This window comes from Streptomyces sp. MMG1121 (assembly GCF_001280015.1).
Lineage (GTDB): Bacteria > Actinomycetota > Actinomycetes > Streptomycetales > Streptomycetaceae > Streptomyces.
The window spans coordinates 13,719-32,279 of record NZ_LGDV01000233.1 but is presented as its reverse complement, the minus strand read 5'-3'; the positions used below and the strand labels follow the sequence as shown (position 1 = coordinate 32,279).

The window sequence follows — 18,561 nt, the reverse complement described above, 5'->3', positions numbered from 1 at the left end:
CTCACCGGGGTCGGAGAAGTCGATCGGCTTGCCGCCCGACGTCATCGGCAACAGCGCGCCCAGCGACGTAGCACCGTCCGCGTTCCGCTTGAACCAGATGTTCGGAAACGCCAGGAACCGGTGCCACGCCACACCCATGTCGGTCTTCAACGCCACCACGATCATCCAGATGAACGACGTCGCGATCTTCAGACCGGCGAAGAAGTAGGTGAGGTTCTGGAGCGTCGAGACGTCCATGCCCTTCAGCCACGCCACGACCGGGTACGAGATGAAGAAGGAGGCCTCGTAGCCGTCGACGTGGTGCTGTGCGCCCTCCAGCGCGTGCAGCATGAAGATGCAGACGCCGACGATGAGGATGACGGTCTCGACGAAGTACGCCTGACCCGTGTTGGAGCCGGCGAAGCGGGACTTGCGGCCCGGCTTGGTCGCCTTGCTCAGCTGCCGGATCACGACCAGGACCGCGATGCCGAGCACCGTGGTCGTGCCGACGAACTCGACGAAGACGTTGTACGGCGCCCAGTCGCCGATGACCGGCAGGAGCCAGTCGGCCTTGAAGAGCTGCCCGATGGCGTTGACGATCGTCAGCAGCAGTGTGTAGAAGCCGATCGCCACGAACCAGTGCGCCACCCCGATGACGCCCCAGCGGTTCATCCGGGTGTGGCCGAGGAACTCCCTGGCCACGGTGACGGTGCGCTGGGTGGGGTCGTTGGTCCGGGTTCCGGCCGGAATCGGCTGGCCCATCCGCATGAAGCGGTAGATCTGCAGGAGGGCGCGGGCGAACAGCGCCGCGCCGACCACGATCAGGACCAGCGACACGATGATCGCGGCGAGTTGCATTGGGGCTCCTGAGGCGGCCTTGAACTGAGCGATATTACTAAGCGGTAACTTATGCAGTCCGTCTGAGACTACCCCCATCATCCTTCGGGATGCAGCAGGCCTCGGGGTGATGCGCGTCATCCCGCGGCTCATCGGATCGTGTTATTCATACCGAATTGCTACATTCGCCCCTACCTTAGAGCCGTGCTCTACGGGATCGCCGCCGCCACCGCCGCCCTTCTGTTCGCCGCCGTCCTCGCGGCGCTGCTGAGGGGGGTCGCGCTGTGGGCGGGCATCTTCGACCGGCGCCGGCAGCGCCGCCTGCCGCTGCTCGGCGGGCTCGCCGTGGTGATCGTCACCTGCCTGGTGGCCTGGGTGGGCCAGTGCACCGGGATCGCTCCGCTCGGGGACGGGGTCGGTCGGCTGCTGGTCGTCGCCGCCTCGCTCTCCGTGCTGGGCCTGGTCGCCGACGTGTGGCGGCTCCGCGCGCGCGTGCTCGTCGCCGGTACGGCCGTGGCGGCGGCCTGTGTGGTGCCGTACGGGGAGACGGGGGTGCCGGGCGGGCTCCTCGCCGTGGGCTGGATCGTCGCCGCCTCCCTCGCCTTCAAGGGGCTCGATCACGCGGACGGGCTGGCCGGGACCGTCGGGGTCATCACCGCCTTCGGGGCCGGGGCCTGTGCCGCCGCCGAGGTGCTGGACGGGCTCGCCGTGCTGCTGAGCGTGTTCGCCGCCGCCCTCACCGGATTCCTGATGCACAACTGGCATCCCGCGCGCATCGGCCTCGGCGCCTGCGGCTCGCTGTTCACCGGGTTCCTGCTGTCGTCGTCGCTCGTCCTCACGCGCGCGGGGTACGGGCTCGTGCCGAGCGCGGCCGTGGTGTCGTGCTTCGGTGCCGCCGCCGTCGCCGACGCGCTTCTGGCACTCCTCGTCCGGCTGCTGGCCCGGCGCCCGGTGCTGCGGGGCGGCCCCGACCACCTGGCGCACCGGCTGCGGCGGCTCGGACTCACCTCGCCGGGCTCGGTCGTGCTGCTGGGCGCCGGCTCCTTCGTCACGGTGCTCGTGGGGGTGCTCGTGCACGCCGGGTGGACGGGGGAGGGGGCTGCGCTCTGGGTGGCCGGAGGGGTGCTGGTGGTCGTCGCCGTACTCCTTTCGATCCCTGCCCAGCGGGCCCGGGGGGTGACATCTGTGCAGGTCGGAGGCCAGTTGCGTGTAAGGAACGGATAAGACTTGAGTCCTCACGACTCAGGTCTGTTGACCGGGAGGGAGGAGTCGTGCACACTTGAGTCCGTTCCACTCAAGTCAGCTGGAGGAATCAACCATGGCACGTGCGGTCGGCATCGACCTGGGCACGACTAACTCCGTCGTCAGCGTTCTGGAGGGCGGCGAGCCCACCGTCATCACCAACGCCGAAGGCGCCAGGACCACGCCGTCCGTCGTCGCCTTCGCCAAGAACGGTGAGGTGCTCGTCGGCGAGGTCGCCAAGCGCCAGGCGGTCACGAACGTGGACCGGACCATCCGCTCCGTGAAGCGCCACATGGGCACGGACTGGAAGATCGAGCTCGACGGGAAGCAGTTCAACCCGCAGCAGATGAGCGCCTTCATCCTGCAGAAGCTGAAGCGGGACGCCGAGGCGTACCTGGGCGAGAAGGTGACCGACGCGGTCATCACCGTCCCGGCGTACTTCAACGACTCCGAGCGTCAGGCGACCAAGGAGGCCGGCGAGATCGCCGGTCTGAACGTCCTGCGCATCGTCAACGAGCCGACCGCGGCCGCGCTGGCCTACGGCCTCGACAAGGACGACCAGACGATCCTCGTCTTCGACCTCGGCGGCGGCACCTTCGACGTGTCCCTGCTGGAGATCGGCGACGGCGTCGTCGAGGTGAAGGCCACCAACGGCGACAACCACCTCGGTGGTGACGACTGGGACCAGCGCGTCGTCGACTACCTGGTCAAGCAGTTCCAGAACGCCCACGGCGTGGACCTGTCCAAGGACAAGATGGCTCTGCAGCGTCTGCGCGAGGCTGCGGAGAAGGCGAAGATCGAGCTGTCCTCCTCGACCGAGACCTCGATCAACCTGCCGTACATCACGGCGTCCGCCGAGGGCCCGCTGCACCTGGACGAGAAGCTCACCCGCGCCCAGTTCCAGCAGCTGACGGCCGATCTGCTGGAGCGCTGCAAGACGCCGTTCCACAACGTCATCAAGGACGCCGGCATCCAGCTCGGCGAGATCGACCACGTCGTCCTCGTCGGTGGCTCCACCCGTATGCCCGCCGTCGCCGAGCTCGTCAAGGAGCTGACCGGCGGCAAGGAGGCCAACAAGGGTGTGAACCCGGACGAGGTCGTCGCCATCGGCGCCTCGCTCCAGGCAAGGACGTCCTGCTCCTCGACGTCACCCCGCTGTCCCTCGGCATCGAGACCAAGGGCGGCATCATGACCAAGCTGATCGAGCGCAACACCACGATCCCGACGAAGCGCTCCGAGATCTTCACGACGGCCGAGGACAACCAGCCGTCGGTGCAGATCCAGGTCTACCAGGGCGAGCGCGAGATCGCGGCGTACAACAAGAAGCTCGGCATGTTCGAGCTGACCGGTCTGCCGCCGGCGCCCCGCGGCGTCCCGCAGATCGAGGTGTCCTTCGACATCGACGCCAACGGCATCATGCACGTGACCGCGAAGGACCTGGGCACGGGCAAGGAGCAGAAGATGACCGTCACCGGCGGCTCCTCGCTGCCGAAGGACGAGGTCGACCGGATGCGCCAGGAGGCCGAGCAGTACGCGGAGGAGGACCACCGCCGCCGCGAGGCCGCCGAGAGCCGCAACCAGGGCGAGCAGCTCGTCTACCAGACCGAGAAGTTCCTCAAGGACAACGAGGACAAGGTCCCGGGCGAGGTCAAGACCGAGGTCGAGGCCGCCGTCGCCGAGCTGAAGGAGAAGCTCAAGGGCGAGGACACCGCCGAGATCCGCACGGCCACCGAGAAGGTCGCGGCCGTCTCGCAGAAGCTGGGCCAGGCCATGTACGCCGACGCCCAGGCCGCGCAGGCCGGTGGCCCGGAGGGTGCCGCCGCCGGTGGCGCCAAGGCCGCTGACGACGACGTCGTCGACGCCGAGATCGTCGACGACGAGCGCAAGGACGGTGCCGCGTGACGGAGGAGACCCCGGGCTTCGAGGAGAAGCCCGACGTCCCCTCCGGCGCGACCCCCGACGACGCCGAGTCGAAGGCCGCCCCCGAGAAGGGGGCGGCCCCGGCCGGGGACGGAACCGCAGACGTGGGTCTGGTGGCCCAGCTGGACCAGGTGCGTACGGCGCTCGGCGAGCGCACGGCGGACCTCCAGCGGCTCCAGGCCGAATACCAGAACTACCGCCGCCGGGTCGAGCGTGACCGGATCGCGGTCAAGGAGATCGCCATCGCGAACCTCCTGACCGAACTCCTGCCCGTGCTCGACGACATCGGCCGCGCGCGGGAACACGGCGAACTGGTCGGCGGCTTCAAGTCGGTGGCCGAGTCGCTGGAGACCGTCGCGGCCAAGATGGGCCTGCAGCAGTTCGGCAAGGAGGGCGAGCCCTTCGACCCGACGATCCACGAGGCCCTGATGCACAGCTACGCGCCGGACGTCACCGAGACGACCTGCGTGGCGATCCTGCAGCCCGGCTACCGCATCGGCGAGCGCACCATCCGCCCCGCGCGGGTGGCCGTCGCCGAGCCGCAGCCCGGCGCGCAGACCGTCAAGGCCGAGGGCGCCGAGGACACCACCGAGGCGAAGCCGGCCGACGACAAGGAGAACGGTGGCCCGGACGAGGGCTGACGTGCAGACCACTGAGGGGAAGGAGGGACGTCGGGGATGAGCACCAAGGACTTCATCGAGAAGGACTACTACAAGGTCCTCGGCGTCCCCAAGGACGCCACCGAGGCCGAGATCAAGAAGGCGTACCGGAAGCTCGCCCGCGAGTTCCACCCGGACGCCAACAAGGGCAACGCCAAGGCCGAAGAGCGCTTCAAGGAGATCTCCGAGGCGAACGACATCCTCGGCGACCCCAAGAAGCGCAAGGAGTACGACGACGCCCGCGCCCTGTTCGGCAACGGCGGCTTCCGCCCCGGGCCGGGTGCCGGCGGCTCCTTCAACTTCGACCTGGGCGACCTCTTCGGCGGAGCCGGCGGCGGCAACCCCCAGGGCGGGGGCTTCGGCGGCGGCATCGGGGACGTCTTCGGGGGCCTGTTCAACCGGGGCGGCGCGGGCACCGGCACGCGCACCCAGCCCCGGCGCGGCCAGGACATCGAGTCCGAGGTCACGCTGAGCTTCACGGAGGCCATCGAGGGCGCCACGGTGCCCCTGCGGATGTCCTCCCAGGCGCCCTGCAAGGCCTGTTCGGGCACCGGCGACAAGAACGGCACACCGCGCGTGTGCCCGACCTGCGTCGGCACCGGCCAGGTGGCGCGGGGCTCGGGCGGCGGCTTCTCGCTCACCGACCCCTGCCCCGACTGCAAGGGCCGCGGTCTGATCGCCGAGCACCCCTGCATGGAGTGCAAGGGCAGCGGTCGAGCGAAGTCCTCGCGCACGATGCAGGTCCGCATCCCGGCGGGCGTCACCGACGGGCAGCGGATCCGGCTGCGCGGCAAGGGCGCGCCCGGCGAGCGGGGCGGACCGGCGGGCGACCTGTACGTGGTCGTGCACGTCGGCGAGCACCCGGTGTTCGGCCGCAAGGACGACAACCTCACGGTGACCGTCCCGGTGACCTTCACCGAGGCCGCTCTCGGCGGCGAGGTGCGGGTGCCGACGCTCGGCGGCCCGGCCGTCACCCTGAAGCTGCCGCCCGGCACGCCCAACGGCCGTACGATGCGCGCCCGGGGCAAGGGCGCGGTGCGTAAGGACGGCACGCGCGGCGATCTGCTGGTCACCGTCGAGGTGCGTGTTCCGAAGGACGTGTCGGGGAAGGCTCGTGACGCACTGGAGGCGTATCGCGAGGCGACCGCGGACGAGGATCCGCGGGCGGAGCTGTTCGAGGCCGCGAAGGGAGACTGAGAGTGATGGACGGCCGTCGACGTAATCCGTATGAACTGACCGAGGAGACCCCGGTCTACGTCATCTCGGTGGCGGCCCAGCTCTCCGGACTCCACCCGCAGACGCTGCGCCAGTACGACCGCCTGGGCCTGGTCTCCCCGGACCGCACCGCGGGCCGGGGCCGGCGCTACTCGGCGCGTGACATCGAACTGCTCCGCCAGGTGCAGGCGTTGTCCCAGGACGAGGGCATCAACCTGGCCGGAATCAAGCGCATCATCGAACTGGAGAACCAGGTCGCCGCGCTCCAGTCCCGCGTCGCGGAGCTGGAGGCGGCCCTGGACGGCGCGGCGGCCACGATGCAGCAGCGCGAGGCAGCCGTCCACGCCTCCTACCGCCGCGACCTGGTCCCGTACCAGGAGGTGCAGCAGACCAGCGCGCTGGTGGTCTGGCGGCCCAAGCGGCATCAGCAGGACTGAGGCTGTCTCGTCCAGGTACTGGCAAAGAAAGGGGCCCGGAATCCGGGCCCCTTTCTTTGCCATCCCGTGAACTCCCTTTGGATGGAGAGTCCGTAAAGAGTGTTTGAAGGTGATTCCGCTCAACCTCCACAGATGCAGCTGAGCGTGCTGTTGCGCACTCGTTAAGTAGTTCCGCTTGACGCCGGGTGTGGGCTCCGCGTTGTCTTTTCAGACACCTGGGTCGTATTGCAGCCCCCACGTCCGGAACGCACCTGAAGTGAGCCCTCGAATGCGTCGTATCGCCATATCCGTGGCCGCATCCACGATGACCCTCTCGCTCGCCGGCTGCGGCGTGCTGAACGCGACGGGGGACGGCGCGAGCGCGAGCCCGAGCAAGGGCGACGACCTCACCGTGGGTCTGCTGCTGCCGGAGACGGCGAACACCCGCTACGACAAGTTCGACTACCCCATCATCAAGTCCCAGGTCGCCGACCTCACCAACAAGCACGGCAAGGTGGAGTACGCCAACGCCGGCGCGGACGCGTCCCGGCAGGCCCAGCAGCTGCAGACGATGATCGACGACAAGGTCGACGTCATCCTGCTCGACGCGGTCGACTCGCACGCGATCGCCGCCGGGGTGAAGAAGGCCAAGGACGCGGGCATTCCGGTCATCGCCTACGACCGGCTCGCCGAGGGCCCGATCGACGCCTATGTCTCCTTCGACAACGAGTTGGTGGGCGAGGTGCAGGGGCGCAGCCTGCTGGAGGCGCTGGGCTCGCACGCCGACAGCTCCGACAAGATCGTCATGATGAACGGCTCGCCCACCGACCCGAACGCCAAGCAGTTCAAGGAGGGCGCGCTCTCCGAGCTGAACGGCAAGGTGACGATCGCGGCGTCGTACGACACCACCGACTGGAACCCGCAGGTCGCCGACGTCGACATGACCAAGGCGATCAACCAGATCGGCAAGAACAACATCGCCGGGGTCTACTCCGCCAACGACGCCATAGCGGGCGGCATCATCAAGGCCCTGAAGGCGGCCGGTGTCGTCACCCTGCCCCCGATCACCGGCCAGGACGCGGAACTCGACGGCGTCCAGCGGATCGTGGCCGGCGAGCAGTACATGAGCGTCTACAAGCCCTACCCGGACGAGGCACAGGCCGCGGCCCAGATGGCCGTCGCCAAGGTCCAGGGCAAGGACATCCAGTTCGACGCCCTCACCCAGGACAAGGTCGACAGCCCCACCGCCAAGGACATCCCGGCCAAGCTGATCCAGCCGACCGCCCTGACCAAGAGCAACATCAAGTCCACGGTCGTCGCGGACGGCATCTACACGGTGGCCGACATCTGCACCGCGAAGTACAAGGTGTCCTGCGCGGAGATCGGTCTGAAGTAGCCCGCCGTCCCGCCGTCGTCATCTTCCTGCGATTGCGCGAGGCTGAGCCTGGGAGAAACCCGGGCATAACAGCCGTCAACGGCGGCCCTGTTGGGGTGAGCCGTGTTGCGGACCCGGTCGGCGCCGCGCATAGTTGCGCTGCGGAAGTGGCAGCACACCGGGGGTGAAATGGGCGATGACCGGGCGCGGGGCGGAGCAGCATCCACACGGCGCCGACCGACTGTGCGCGGCGGGCGACCGGGTGTATTCCCGGGCCGTACGCCGTGGGCGCGTGCCCCGCACTGACGTCGAGACGGTGCCCTGTCTGCTGGAACTGGCGCTGCTGCACCCGGACCCCGACGACATGGACTGGCTGGTGCCGACCTCCCCGCAGGAGGTCATGACGAGGCTGCTGCGCGGGGTGTACGACGAGGTCAGCGCGAGTCAGCGCCGGATGGGCTCGGCGGTGGCCGCGTTCGAGTGGTACGCCGGTCTCGGCCGCCAGCTGCACGCGCTGACGGCACCGGCCGAGGGCAGCGCGATCCGTGTCCTGGACGGACTGTCCCGGATCCAGGCCGCCATGGACGAGGCGACCGAGGCGTGCACGACCGAGGTGCTCACCGTGCAGCCGGGCGGCATCCGCCGCGAGGCGGAACTGACCGAGGGCCTGCACCGTGCCCTGGCCCTGCGCGGCAGGGGCGTCCGCATGCGCGACCTCTACACCCATGTGGCCCGCCACGGCCAGGGCCTGCTGAACTACCTGGAGCTGATGGGCGACACGGTGGAGGCCCGCACCCTGGACGAGGTGATCGACCGCCTGATCCTCTTCGACCGCACGGTGGCCTTCGTCCCGGCGAACACCGACCGCACGATGGCCCTGGAACTCAGGCACCCGGCCCTGGTCGAATACCTGGTGACGGTCTTCGAACGCCTCTGGCGCCTGGCGATCCCCCTGACCGCTCCCCTGCCCGACACGGGCATCGAGGGCATCTCTCACCGGGAGCGGTCCATCGCGGCGCTGCTGGCGGAGGGGCACCAGGACGCGGTGATCGCCGAGCGCCTGGGCATCAGCGTCCGTACCTGCCGCGCCCACATCGCCCGCCTCTCGGAGACCCTGGGCGCGGCCAGCCGCACCCAACTGGGCGTCCGCATAGCCCAGGTAGGCCTCGACGGCCACCACCCCGTCCTGCCGGCCACCGCCCTCACGGTTCCTGACCAAGAATCCCCGACCGTGCGATGAGATAGCCGAGCTGCGCCCGGCTGTCGCTGCCGAGGGTGGCGGCGAGTTTGGCGATGTGCAGACGGGCGGTGCGGATGTTCATGCCGAGGCGTTCGGCTACGGCGGCGTCGGTGTGGCCTTCTGTGAGGAGGGCGGCTATGGCGCGCTGGCGGGGGGTGATGCCGTTGACGGCGGGCGGTTGTACCGCCTGGGGGTACATGGGGGTGGCCAGGCGCCAGAGGCGGTCGAAGGTGGTGACGAAGTACCTGAGCAGGGCGGGGTGGCGGACTTCGAGGGCGAGCGTGCCGTCGTCGTTCGCGGGGAGGTAGGCGACGGCGCCGTCGATGACGATCAGGCGGTCGGTGACCTCGTCGAGGGTGCGGGCCTGTGAGTCGCCGTCCAGCTGCTCGTGGTAGGCGATGACGGCCGGGGCATGGCGCAGCGTGTGCTGGTAGAGGGTGCGGAAACGACCGCCGCGGTCCAGCAGGGCCTGGTCGCGCAGCCGGGCGCGGTCGTGGGGTGCGTCTCGGACCGTGTGCGGCTGGATGGACAGCGCTTCATGGCGTGCTCCGTCCATGGCCTCGGTGATGGCCTGGTTGATCTGCGCGCTGCCGCTCAGGAGCCGCAGCGTCGGGGTGTCCGTGGCGCTCCCGGTCCGTCGGCCGTCGATGCGCATCAGTGGCTCGAAGGTCTCGGCGAGCAGTTCCGCGCGGCGTCGTTCGCCGGCGATCCGGTCCTCGGCCGTGCGCAGGAGGCGGGGCAGGGCCACGGCGGGCGGTACGGGCTCCAGGAGTGCGGGATTCTCCAGGGAGGGCCGCAGGAGGCCGAAATCGGCCAGGCAGGGCACGTTCTGGGCGTTCTCGGCCCTCAGCTGCCCGTCGTGCAGGGCGCGTTCGTACAGTGCCGTGCCTGCGGCGCACAGCTCCTCGGGCCCGTGCTGCGCGTGGGTTGCCCCGCTCAATCGGCCTTCTCCTCCCGTGGGCGCTTCATCGCTCCCGGTCGAGCATGCCGGACTGGGCGATGAGGAAGCCGAGTTGTGCGCGGCTGCCGCTGCCGAGGGCCTGCGCGAGCTTGGCGATGTGGGCGCGGCACGTGCGGACGTTCATGCCCAGGCGACGGGCTATCGCCTCGTCGACGTGGCCCTCCACCAGAAGCTTGGCGATGGAGTGCTGGATCTCGGTGATGCCGTCGGGGGCGGTCTCGTACGGAGCGCCGGCGCTCAGCGGAACCGCTCGGCTCCACATGAACTCGAAGACCTTGATGAGGTAGCGCACGAGCCCGGGGTGGCGCAGCTCCAGGGCTACCTGCTGGTCGTCGCGGGTGGGGATGAAGGCGACGGTCTCGTCGCAGATGATGAGGCGCTCCACCAGTTCGTCGATGGTGCGGTACTCCACCTTGCCGTTGGCGAGCTGGGCGACGTAGGCCAGCTGCTTCAGGTTGTAGCGCACGGTGTGCTGGTACAGCGTGCGGATCCGCACACCGCGGTCCACGATGGCCGTGTCGCGTTCCAGCCCCTGTTTGACCGTGCGTTCGGTGAAGTTGTTGCTGGGCTGGATGGTGAGCATCTCGGTGTGGCACTCGGCCGTGGCCAGGTCGAGCGCGGCGTTGATGCGGTCGCTGCCCTCGAGCACGGCGATGGAGTGCGTGGCGGACGCCATCTGAGTACTCAGTGCGAGAAACGGCTCGAAGAGATCGGACAGTTCGATGGCCGACCGCCTACGGTCGGCTATCTCACGCTCGATGGGGGTCAGTCGCTGGGTGAGAGCCACCGCCGGTGGTACCGGAAGCAACCAGTCCGGGTCGTCGGGGTCGGGATGGAGCATGGCGAACTCCATCAGGCAGGGAGCCGCCTTTGCCTCCACCCGTGAGATACGTCCTGTACGCAGGGCATGCGCGTAAAGTCGGCCGCCCTCCTCGCACAGCTCCGTGACCCCATGGGGATGTGTCGTGGTTGTCCGATTTATTGTCAAATCTCCACCCCCCAGGGTCCTGAACATGCAGGAACATGATGCACCGATTATGTGGTCATGACGTGTCTGAATGAGCCATCGTCTTATCTCGACGGGGGAAGAGGGGACCTTCAAGTGAGGACGAAGCCGATCATGGGTAAGAGGGTGCTTCGCTCGCTGCTTGTCGCCACCTTCTCCGCCGTTGTGGCCCTGGGAGTGCTGAGTGGCCCCTTCGGTGTGAAGAGTGACATGCGAGCGGACAGTAAGTGGCCAGCGGTGGCCGTCTCCACGGCTGGTGTGGATACAGCAGACAGTTCAGGGAGCTGATGTGACCACTCCACCCGACGACCGATCCTTCCGCCGTGAAATGGCCACTGCATACCGCTCCGGGTGGCACTTCATCGACCTGGTCACCGCCATCCCGCACGGCGGTGACTCGCTGATGGTGACCGTGTTCGGGGAGCCGGTCGTCGTGACGCGGGACGAGGACGAGGACGTGCGGGCGTACCGGTGCCTGCGCAAGCCGCGTGGTGCGCCGCAGCCGGTGCGCTGTGCCGTCCGGTACGGAATGATCTTTGTGAACCTGGACCAGCGGGACCACCGGCTTGCCGAGCCGGCGGAGCCCGACCTGCGGACCGTCTCGGCCACCCCCCGCAGTGCCTGACGCGATTCCCCCGTCGTAACAGATCGCTCAGGTGCTTCCCCCCGCAGCGGCGTCACCGTGACCTGAACACGGTGACGCCGCTGCAGTTTCTGGGGATATGTGCAGGAACGGGCGCACTTCCATGGTGGCTGAAAATATTCGGCTCTTGCGTCCGTGGCCGTCATCCGCGCCCCAGTGTCCGCTCGACCTCGATCTCGATCACCACGCGCGCCGGATTCGGTCCCGGCGTCCGCTCGTAGCGCTCGGCGTAGCGCCGCACCGCCTCCGCGACCCGGTCCGGCTCCGTGTGCACCCGTGCGCGCCCCTCCAGCGTGGCCCAGCGCGGGCCGTCCACCTGGCACACCGCGACCCGGGCGCCCTCGGCCCCGGCCGTGCGTACGTGCCGTACCTTCGTGCTGGTCACATTGGTGATCACCCTGGCCAGTCCGGTCTCCGCGTCGTACGTCACCCCGACCGGCACCACGTGCGGGCTGCCGTCGGGCCGGAGCGTGGTCAGCGTGCACAGATGCCGCTCCCGCCAGAACGCGAGGTACTGCTCGTCCGGGGCGGCCGGGTCTACCGAGTGGTTCGCCATGCCCCGCAACCTAGTCCCGCACGGGCCTCGCGCCTACCTTGAGCGGAATAGACTCAACTTTGTGTACGCTGGTTAAGTCAGCAGTAGAAGTAGTGGTGGAGAGTCACGCAGGAGGAGAACGGACACGTGGACGCCGAGCTGACCAACAGGAGCCGGGACGCCATCAACGCGGCAAGCAACCGGGCCGTGACCGAGGGGCACCCGGACCTCACCCCCGCTCACCTGCTGCTGGCTCTGCTCCAGGGGCAGGACAACGAGAACATCACCGACCTGCTCGCGGCCGTCGACGCCGACCAGGCCGCCGTACGCTCCGGGACGGAGCGGATCCTCGCCTCGCTGCCGAGTGTGGCCGGATCCACCGTGGCGCCGCCGCAGCCCAACCGCGAGGTGCTCGCGGTGATCGCCGACGCGGGCGAGCGCGCGAAGGAACTCGGCGACGACTACCTGTCCACCGAGCATCTGCTGATCGGCGTCGCCGCCAAGGGCGGCCGGGTCGCCGAGGTGCTCAAGGCGCAGGGCGCCGACGCCAGGAAGCTGCTGGAGGCCTTCAGGAAGGCCAGGGGAGGACGCCGCGTGACCACCGCCGATCCCGAGGGCCAGTACAAGGCCCTGGAGAAGTTCGGCACCGACTTCACCGCCGCCGCCCGCGAGGGGCGACTGGATCCGGTCATCGGGCGGGACCAGGAGATCCGGCGGGTGGTGCAGGTGCTCAGCCGCAGGACGAAGAACAATCCCGTTCTCATCGGTGAGCCCGGTGTCGGCAAGACCGCCGTCGTGGAAGGGCTCGCGCAGCGGATCGTCAAGGGTGATGTGCCCGAGTCGCTCAAGGAGAAGCGGCTCGTCTCGCTGGACCTGGGCGCGATGGTGGCCGGCGCCAAGTACCGGGGTGAGTTCGAGGAGCGGCTGAAGGCCGTGCTCGCCGAGATCAAGGACTCCGACGGGCAGATCATCACCTTCATCGACGAGCTGCACACGGTGGTGGGGGCCGGCGCCGGCGGGGACTCCGCCATGGACGCCGGGAACATGCTCAAGCCCATGCTCGCCCGCGGTGAGCTGCGCATGGTCGGCGCCACGACCCTCGACGAGTACCGCGAGCGGATCGAGAAGGACCCGGCCCTGGAACGGCGGTTCCAGCAGGTGCTCGTCGCCGAGCCGACCGTCGAGGACACCGTCGCCATTCTGCGCGGGCTCAAGGGGCGCTACGAGGCCCACCACAAGGTGCAGATCGCCGACAGCGCGCTGGTGGCCGCCGCCGGGCTCTCCGACCGGTACATCACCTCCCGCTTCCTGCCGGACAAGGCCATCGACCTCGTGGACGAGGCGGCCTCGCGGCTGCGCATGGAGATCGACTCGTCCCCCGTCGAGATCGACGAACTCCAGCGCTCCGTCGACCGGTTGAAGATGGAGGAGCTGGCGATCGCCAAGGAGACCGACCCGGCCTCCGTCGCACGCCTGGAGAAGCTGCGCCGCGATCTCGCCGACAAGGAGGAGGAGTTGCGCGGCCTGACCGCCCGCTGGGAGAAGGAGAAGCAGTCCCTCAACCGGGTCGGTGAGCTGAAGGAGCGGCTGGACGACCTGCGCGGACAGGCCGAACGCGCCCAGCGGGACGGCGACTTCGACCGCGCGGCCAAGCTGCTGTACGGCGAGATCCCGCAGCTGGAGAAGGAGCTGGAGGCCGCCTCCGAGGCCGAGGAGGAAGCCGCCAAGGACACCATGGTCAAGGAGGAGGTCGGTCCCGACGACATCGCCGACGTCGTCGGCGCCTGGACGGGCATCCCCGCCGGGCGCCTGATGGAGGGCGAGACGCAGAAGCTGCTGCGCATGGAGGAGGAGATCGGCAAGCGGCTCATCGGGCAGGCGGAGGCCGTGCGGGCCGTCTCCGACGCCGTACGGCGCTCGCGTGCCGGGATCGCCGACCCCGACCGGCCCACCGGCTCCTTCCTCTTCCTCGGCCCGACCGGCGTCGGCAAGACCGAACTCGCCAAGGCGCTCGCCGACTTCCTCTTCGACGACGAGCGGGCCATGGTCCGTATCGACATGTCGGAGTACGGCGAGAAGCACAGCGTGGCCCGCCTGGTCGGCGCGCCTCCCGGCTACGTCGGGTACGAGGAGGGCGGCCAGCTGACCGAAGCCGTGCGCAGGCGGCCGTACAGCGTCGTGCTCCTGGACGAGGTGGAGAAGGCCCACCCCGAGGTCTTCGACATCCTGTTGCAGGTGCTGGACGACGGGCGCCTGACCGACGGGCAGGGTCGTACGGTCGACTTCCGCAACACCATCCTGGTGCTCACCTCCAATCTGGGCAGCCAGTTCCTGGTCGAGCCGCTGACCAGCGAGCACGAGAAGAAGGAACGGGTGCTGGAGGTGGTCCGGGCCTCCTTCAAGCCCGAGTTCCTCAACCGGCTCGACGACCTGGTGGTCTTCTCGGCGCTGGACAAGGAGGAGCTGGCCCGGATCGCCCGGCTCCAGATCGAGCGGCTCGCGCGGCGGCTCGCCGAGCGCCGGATCACCCTGGAGATCACGCCCGAGGCGCTGGCCTGGCTCGCCGACGAGGGGAACGACCCGGCCTACGGCGCCCGGCCGCTGCGCCGGCTGGTCCAGACCGCGATCGGCGACCGGCTCGCCCGCGAGATCCTCTCCGGCGAGATCAAGGACGGCGACACGGCCCGCGTGGACCGCTTCGGCGAGGGCCTGCTGGTGGGCCCGGCCACCGGGAAGACGCTGTAGCCGGGGGCGCTCCCCAGGGGGGTGGCACCCGGTCGGCGGGAACAAGCCGGCCTCGGGCTGACACGGGGCCGCCCGGGCTTGCCACCCCCCTCCCCGGATGGGGGAGGATGGCGGAATCCGTACGAAGGGAAATTCACGGTGAGCATCGACCCGTCCTCGATTCCGAACTTCGGGGGCCAGCCCGAACCGCAGCCCCAAGGACCGGCGGGCCCCGTCGTCCCGGATCAGGATCTTGTGAAGCAGCTCCTCGAGCAGATGGAGCTGAAGTACGTCGTGGACGAGGAGGGCGACCTCGCGGCTCCGTGGGAGCAGTTCCGCACGTACTTCATGTTCCGCGGGGAGGCCGAGCAGGCCGTCTTCTCGGTGCGGACCTTCTACGACCGTCCCCACCAGATCGACGAGAAGCCGCAGCTGCTGGAGTCCATCGACGACTGGAACCGCCGCACCCTGTGGCCCAAGGTCTACACCCACACCCACGACGACGGCACGGTCCGCCTCATCGGCGAGGCCCAGATGCTGGTCGGCACGGGTGTCGACATCAACCACTTCGTCTCCTCGACGGTCAGCTGGGTGCGGGCCGCGATCGAGTTCGACAAGTGGCTCGTCGAGCAGCTGGGCCTGGAGGAGGACGTCGACGAGGCGGACCAGGCGGACAAGCCCGAGGACGACGAGCAGTAGGTCCTACAGCGGGGCGTGCGCGTACAGCAGCAGGTACGCGCCGTAGAGATAGCTGAACCCGGCCAGGGTCGCGACCAGCACGGTCGCGTGCCAGGGCCGGGTTCTCGCCGTTCGCACGAGCATGTGCGCGAGCGGCAGCAGCAGCGGGAACGCCGGCAGCAGGAACCGCGGCTTGGACTCGAAGAAGCCCGACCCGCCGAGCGCGATCAGCAGCAGCACCCCGCTGTGCACGAGCAGCGCCAGCGGTGCGCGGTCGAGCAGCAGCAGCGCGTACAGCACCGTCCCGGCCGCCACGATCAGCAGCGCCATCGTGAACTCGAACCGGCTGCCGTGCGCCAGCATCAGGCGCACGGCGTGCAGTGAGCCGCGCCCGAAGTCGAACCGCGAGCCCCACTGCCGCTGCACCTCGAAGTAGCCGCCCAGCAGATCGCCCTCGTGCAGGCCGACCCACAGCACGTACGCCGTCCAGCCCAGCGGGGCGAGCGCCGCGCCCGTCCACAGCCTGTGGGTAACTTTTCCGCGCCGCCGCCACACCTCGCAGCCGGCCGTGGCCAGTACGGCGGCGGCGACCGCGAACCCGTTCGGCCGGGAGAGCCCCGCGAGCGCCGCCAGCGCGCCCGCCCACAGCCAGTTGCCCGCCAGTACCGCGTACAGCGACCAGGCCGCGCACGCGGCCAGCACCGGCTCGGTGTACGCCATCGACAGCACCACCGAGTGCGGCAGCAGACCCCACAGCAGCACCAGCGCGATCCCGGTGGCCCGCCCGTACAGCCGGGAGCCGACCGCGTAGATCCCGGTGGCGGCCACCGCGGCCGCCGTCCACGAGATCAGCAGTCCGACGCCGCCCCCGCCGAGCGGGACCAGCGCCGTCAGCGTCCGCACCAGCGCCGGGTACAGCGGGAAGAACGCGAGGTCGCTGTGGACGCCGGGGTCGTGCGAGGGCAGGTCGTGGCCGTAGCCGTGCACGGCGATGCCCAGGTACCAGACCGAGTCCCAGGACCGGCCGAGCAGCGTGAGCGGGCTCTGCCCGGTGAACCGGGCGACGAGGGTGAGCACGGCCGCGCCGGCGAGCCGGGCACCGAGGAAGAGTCCTACGGCGACGAGATGCCGCGCCGGCCTGGGCGGGGTGAGGACGGTGCTGACGGTGCGGACGGTGCTGGCGGTGGTCACATCTGAGCACCATGCGTGACGGTGCCGTTCCGCCGTGCGGTGACGCGCCGTTGTGCCGTCCGTCGTCGCCCGTCTGCGGGGCCGTCGTGCGCTCTTACAGCGACCGCAGCCGTTGCACCGCGTCGCGCAGCACGTGCTCCCTCTTGCAGAAAGCGAACCGCACGAACGGTGCCCCCGCCTCCCGGTCGTCGTAGAAGACCGCGTTGGGAATCGCCACCACGCCCGCCCGCTCGGGCAGCGCGCGGCAGAAGGCGAAGCCGTCCTTCTCGCCGAGGGGGCGGATGTCGGTGGTGATGAAGTAGGTGCCGGCCGGCTGGAAGACCCGGAAGCCGGCCGCCGTGAGGCCCTCGGCGAGGATGTCGCGGCGGGCCAGCATCGAGCGGCGGAAGTCCTCGAAGTAGGAGTCGGGCAGCGCGAGGGCCTCGGCGACCGCGTACTGGAAGGGGCCCGAGGAGACGTAGGTCAGGAACTGCTTCACCGAACGGACCGCGGTGACCAGTTCCGGCGCGGCCGTCACCCAGCCGACCTTCCAGCCGGTGAAGGAGAACGTCTTGCCGGCCGAGCCGATCGTGACCGTGCGCTCGCGCATCCCCGGGAACGTGGCGAGCGGCAGATGCTCGGCGTCGCCGAACACCAGGTGCTCGTAGACCTCGTCCGTCACCACCAGCAGATCCCGCTCGACCGCCAGCTCGGCGATCGCGGCCAGCTCCGCGCGCGTGAGGACCGTACCGGTCGGATTGTGCGGGGTGTTGATCAGCAGCAGCCGGGTGCGGTCGGTGACGGCCGCGCGCAGCTCGTCCAGATCGAGTCGGAAACCGCTCCCCTCGCCGGTCTGCGGGCGCAGGGTCACCGGGACCCGGCGGCCGCCCGCCAGCGCGATGCTCGCCGCGTACGAGTCGTAGTACGGCTCCAGGGCCACGACCTCGTCGCCCGGCTCCAGCAGGGCCAGCAGCGCGGCCGCGATCGCCTCCGTCGCGCCCGCCGTGACCAGCACCTCGGTGTCGGGGTCGTACGACAGGCCGTAGCGTCGCCGCTGGTGCGCGGCGATCGCGGTGCGCAGCTCGGGGATGCCCGGGCCCGGCGGGTACTGGTTGCCGCGGCCCTCGCGCAGCGCCCGCACGGCGGCCTCCCGGATCTCCTCGGGGCCGTCGGTGTCGGGGAAGCCCTGGCCGAGGTTGATCGCCCCGGTCGCCGTGGCGAGGGCGGACATCTCGGCGAAGATCGTCGTCCCGAACTCGGCGAGCCGGCGGTTGAGGTGGGGGCGCGCGGTGGAGGTCATGCCGGTCATCCTGCGCCCAAGCTCTGGAGTTCCTCAACTCTGCTTTGCGGCGCGCGGCGGCCGGGCATCCCCCGTTCAGCACGGTCCACGGGGGGCCGTTTCGGGGGAACGGAAAGAAGGTGACGCCCATGGGCATCGTCATCCTCGTCGTGTTGGCGGTCGCCGCGTTCGTGATCGTCTCGGTGCTGAGGAGCCAGGTCAGGAGCCGGCGGGCGAAGGTGTCGCTCGGCAAGGGCGGCCGGTCCCGGGCGCACCGCCCGTCCTCGTCGTCGTCCTCCTCGGGTGCGTACGACGCCGGCGCGAGCAGCTGGTGGGCGGGCGGCGGCGACTCGGGCTCGTCCGGCGGGCACCACGGCGGTGGCCACCACTCCTGCGGCGGCGGCCACTCCTGCGGGGGCGGTCACTCCTGCGGCGGGGGATCCTCGTGCGGCGGGGGCGGATGCGGCGGAGGCAGCTGACACGGGGCAGCTGAGCTTTCGGGGGAACCGCATCCGGCCGCACACGGGCGTCCGCCGGCGACGGCAGCCGGCGGGCGCCACCCGTTTCCGCCGCGCGCCAGGCGTACGCCATGGTTGAACAGTTGAACTGTGGAGCCCCCTGAGGGATGGAAACCCCACGAAGTTGGGTAAAAACGCTGTGGCGTTCCCTCTGTTCATGATTC

15 protein-coding genes and 2 pseudogenes are annotated in these 18,561 nt (G+C 69.7%); 11 read left to right on the top strand and 6 right to left on the bottom strand.

Annotated elements, in window-relative coordinates:
- Nucleotides 1–837: pseudogene (locus tag ADK64_RS35830) on the bottom strand (Fe-S oxidoreductase); the annotation flags it as partial.
- Between the two features lie 183 nt (nt 838–1,020).
- Here ADK64_RS35830 and ADK64_RS35825 point away from each other — a divergent pair.
- From ADK64_RS35825 to ADK64_RS35795, 7 genes and pseudogenes are all read left to right on the top strand, one after another.
- Complete coding sequence (locus tag ADK64_RS35825) at nt 1,021–2,040, top strand: MraY family glycosyltransferase (protein ID WP_053666205.1); 1,020 nt, start codon at nt 1,021–1,023, stop codon at nt 2,038–2,040.
- A gap of 94 nt (nt 2,041–2,134) precedes the next feature.
- Nucleotides 2,135–3,960, top strand: a pseudogene (gene dnaK, locus ADK64_RS35820) (molecular chaperone DnaK).
- Nucleotides 3,957–4,619 carry a nucleotide exchange factor GrpE gene (gene grpE / locus ADK64_RS35815; RefSeq protein WP_053666203.1) on the top strand — a complete coding sequence of 221 codons (663 nt, stop codon included), beginning with the start codon at nt 3,957–3,959 and terminating at the stop codon, nt 4,617–4,619. Before dnaK ends, grpE begins: the two are co-directional and overlap by 4 nt.
- Nucleotides 4,620–4,655: 36 nt before the next feature.
- Nucleotides 4,656–5,834 carry a molecular chaperone DnaJ gene (dnaJ, locus tag ADK64_RS35810; RefSeq protein ID WP_053666200.1) on the top strand — a complete coding sequence of 393 codons (1,179 nt, stop codon included), beginning with the start codon at nt 4,656–4,658 and terminating at the stop codon, nt 5,832–5,834.
- Nucleotides 5,835–5,839: 5 nt separating this feature from the next.
- Nucleotides 5,840–6,289: a heat shock protein transcriptional repressor HspR gene (locus ADK64_RS35805; RefSeq protein ID WP_053666207.1), complete on the top strand. Its 450-nt coding sequence runs from the start codon at nt 5,840–5,842 to the stop codon at nt 6,287–6,289.
- Nucleotides 6,290–6,557: 268 nt separating this feature from the next.
- Nucleotides 6,558–7,664, top strand: coding sequence for a sugar ABC transporter substrate-binding protein (locus tag ADK64_RS35800; protein WP_053666198.1), 1,107 nt, complete (start codon nt 6,558–6,560; stop codon nt 7,662–7,664).
- Between the two features lie 175 nt (nt 7,665–7,839).
- The gene (locus ADK64_RS35795) at nt 7,840–8,883 is read left to right on the top strand and encodes a helix-turn-helix transcriptional regulator (RefSeq protein ID WP_053666196.1); all 1,044 of its coding nucleotides are present in this window, start codon (nt 7,840–7,842) and stop codon (nt 8,881–8,883) included.
- On the opposite strand, the gene ADK64_RS35790 is transcribed toward ADK64_RS35795, so the two are convergent.
- Together ADK64_RS35790 and ADK64_RS35785 are read right to left on the bottom strand one after the other, a co-directional pair.
- Nucleotides 8,846–9,823: a helix-turn-helix transcriptional regulator gene (locus ADK64_RS35790; protein ID WP_053666194.1), complete on the bottom strand. Its 978-nt coding sequence runs from the start codon at nt 9,821–9,823 to the stop codon at nt 8,846–8,848. The two genes, ADK64_RS35795 and ADK64_RS35790, sit on opposite strands and share 38 nt — an antisense overlap.
- A 25-nt stretch (nt 9,824–9,848) precedes the next feature.
- Nucleotides 9,849–10,859, bottom strand: a complete 1,011-nt coding sequence (locus ADK64_RS35785; protein WP_078993039.1) for a helix-turn-helix transcriptional regulator — start codon at nt 10,857–10,859, stop codon at nt 9,849–9,851.
- A gap of 319 nt (nt 10,860–11,178) precedes the next feature.
- Between ADK64_RS35785 and ADK64_RS35780 the strand changes: the two genes are divergently transcribed.
- Nucleotides 11,179–11,475, top strand: coding sequence for a (2Fe-2S)-binding protein (locus tag ADK64_RS35780; protein ID WP_053666190.1), 297 nt, complete (start codon nt 11,179–11,181; stop codon nt 11,473–11,475).
- A 160-nt stretch (nt 11,476–11,635) separates the two neighbouring features.
- Here the strand turns inward: ADK64_RS35780 and ADK64_RS35775 are convergent, their stop codons facing one another.
- On the bottom strand, nt 11,636–12,049 hold the full coding sequence (locus tag ADK64_RS35775) for a pyridoxamine 5'-phosphate oxidase family protein (protein WP_053666188.1): 414 nt from the start codon (nt 12,047–12,049) through the stop codon (nt 11,636–11,638).
- 126 nt (nt 12,050–12,175) lie between these two features.
- Here ADK64_RS35775 and clpB point away from each other — a divergent pair, with 126 nt between their 5' ends.
- Both clpB and ADK64_RS35765 read left to right on the top strand, forming a co-directional pair.
- Nucleotides 12,176–14,773, top strand: a complete 2,598-nt coding sequence (gene clpB, locus ADK64_RS35770; protein ID WP_053666186.1) for an ATP-dependent chaperone ClpB — start codon at nt 12,176–12,178, stop codon at nt 14,771–14,773.
- 138 nt (nt 14,774–14,911) lie between these two features.
- On the top strand, nt 14,912–15,451 hold the full coding sequence (locus ADK64_RS35765) for a YbjN domain-containing protein (protein WP_053666183.1): 540 nt from the start codon (nt 14,912–14,914) through the stop codon (nt 15,449–15,451).
- A gap of 3 nt (nt 15,452–15,454) precedes the next feature.
- Here ADK64_RS35765 and ADK64_RS35760 read toward each other — a convergent pair whose 3' ends face one another.
- Nucleotides 15,455–16,621, bottom strand: a complete 1,167-nt coding sequence (locus ADK64_RS35760; protein WP_053666180.1) for a hypothetical protein — start codon at nt 16,619–16,621, stop codon at nt 15,455–15,457.
- A 94-nt stretch (nt 16,622–16,715) separates the two neighbouring features.
- Nucleotides 16,716–17,909 (bottom strand): pyridoxal phosphate-dependent aminotransferase, encoded by a 1,194-nt coding sequence (locus ADK64_RS35755; RefSeq protein WP_053666178.1) that lies wholly within the window; start codon nt 17,907–17,909, stop codon nt 16,716–16,718.
- 119 nt (nt 17,910–18,028) lie between these two features.
- Here ADK64_RS35755 and ADK64_RS35750 point away from each other — a divergent pair, with 119 nt between their 5' ends.
- A complete protein-coding gene (locus ADK64_RS35750) occupies nt 18,029–18,358 on the top strand; it encodes a hypothetical protein (protein WP_053666176.1) in 330 nt (109 codons plus the stop codon).
- The last annotated feature ends 203 nt before the right edge of the window (nt 18,359–18,561 follow it).

Bases quoted from the DNA above. Each gene is read 5' to 3' on its own strand.
- ADK64_RS35795 (WP_053666196.1), top strand. From the start codon at position 7,840: ATGACCGGGCGCGGGGCGGAGCAGCATCCACACGGCGCCGACCGACTG.
- dnaJ (WP_053666200.1), top strand. From the start codon at position 4,656: ATGAGCACCAAGGACTTCATCGAGAAGGACTACTACAAGGTCCTCGGC.
- ADK64_RS35775 (WP_053666188.1), bottom strand. From the start codon at position 12,049: ATGGCGAACCACTCGGTAGACCCGGCCGCCCCGGACGAGCAGTACCTC.
- ADK64_RS35785 (WP_078993039.1), bottom strand. From the start codon at position 10,859: ATGTTCAGGACCCTGGGGGGTGGAGATTTGACAATAAATCGGACAACC.
- ADK64_RS35750 (WP_053666176.1), top strand. From the start codon at position 18,029: ATGGGCATCGTCATCCTCGTCGTGTTGGCGGTCGCCGCGTTCGTGATC.
- ADK64_RS35805 (WP_053666207.1), top strand. From the start codon at position 5,840: ATGGACGGCCGTCGACGTAATCCGTATGAACTGACCGAGGAGACCCCG.
- ADK64_RS35780 (WP_053666190.1), top strand. From the start codon at position 11,179: ATGGCCACTGCATACCGCTCCGGGTGGCACTTCATCGACCTGGTCACC.
- ADK64_RS35800 (WP_053666198.1), top strand. From the start codon at position 6,558: ATGCGTCGTATCGCCATATCCGTGGCCGCATCCACGATGACCCTCTCG.
- ADK64_RS35755 (WP_053666178.1), bottom strand. From the start codon at position 17,909: ATGACCGGCATGACCTCCACCGCGCGCCCCCACCTCAACCGCCGGCTC.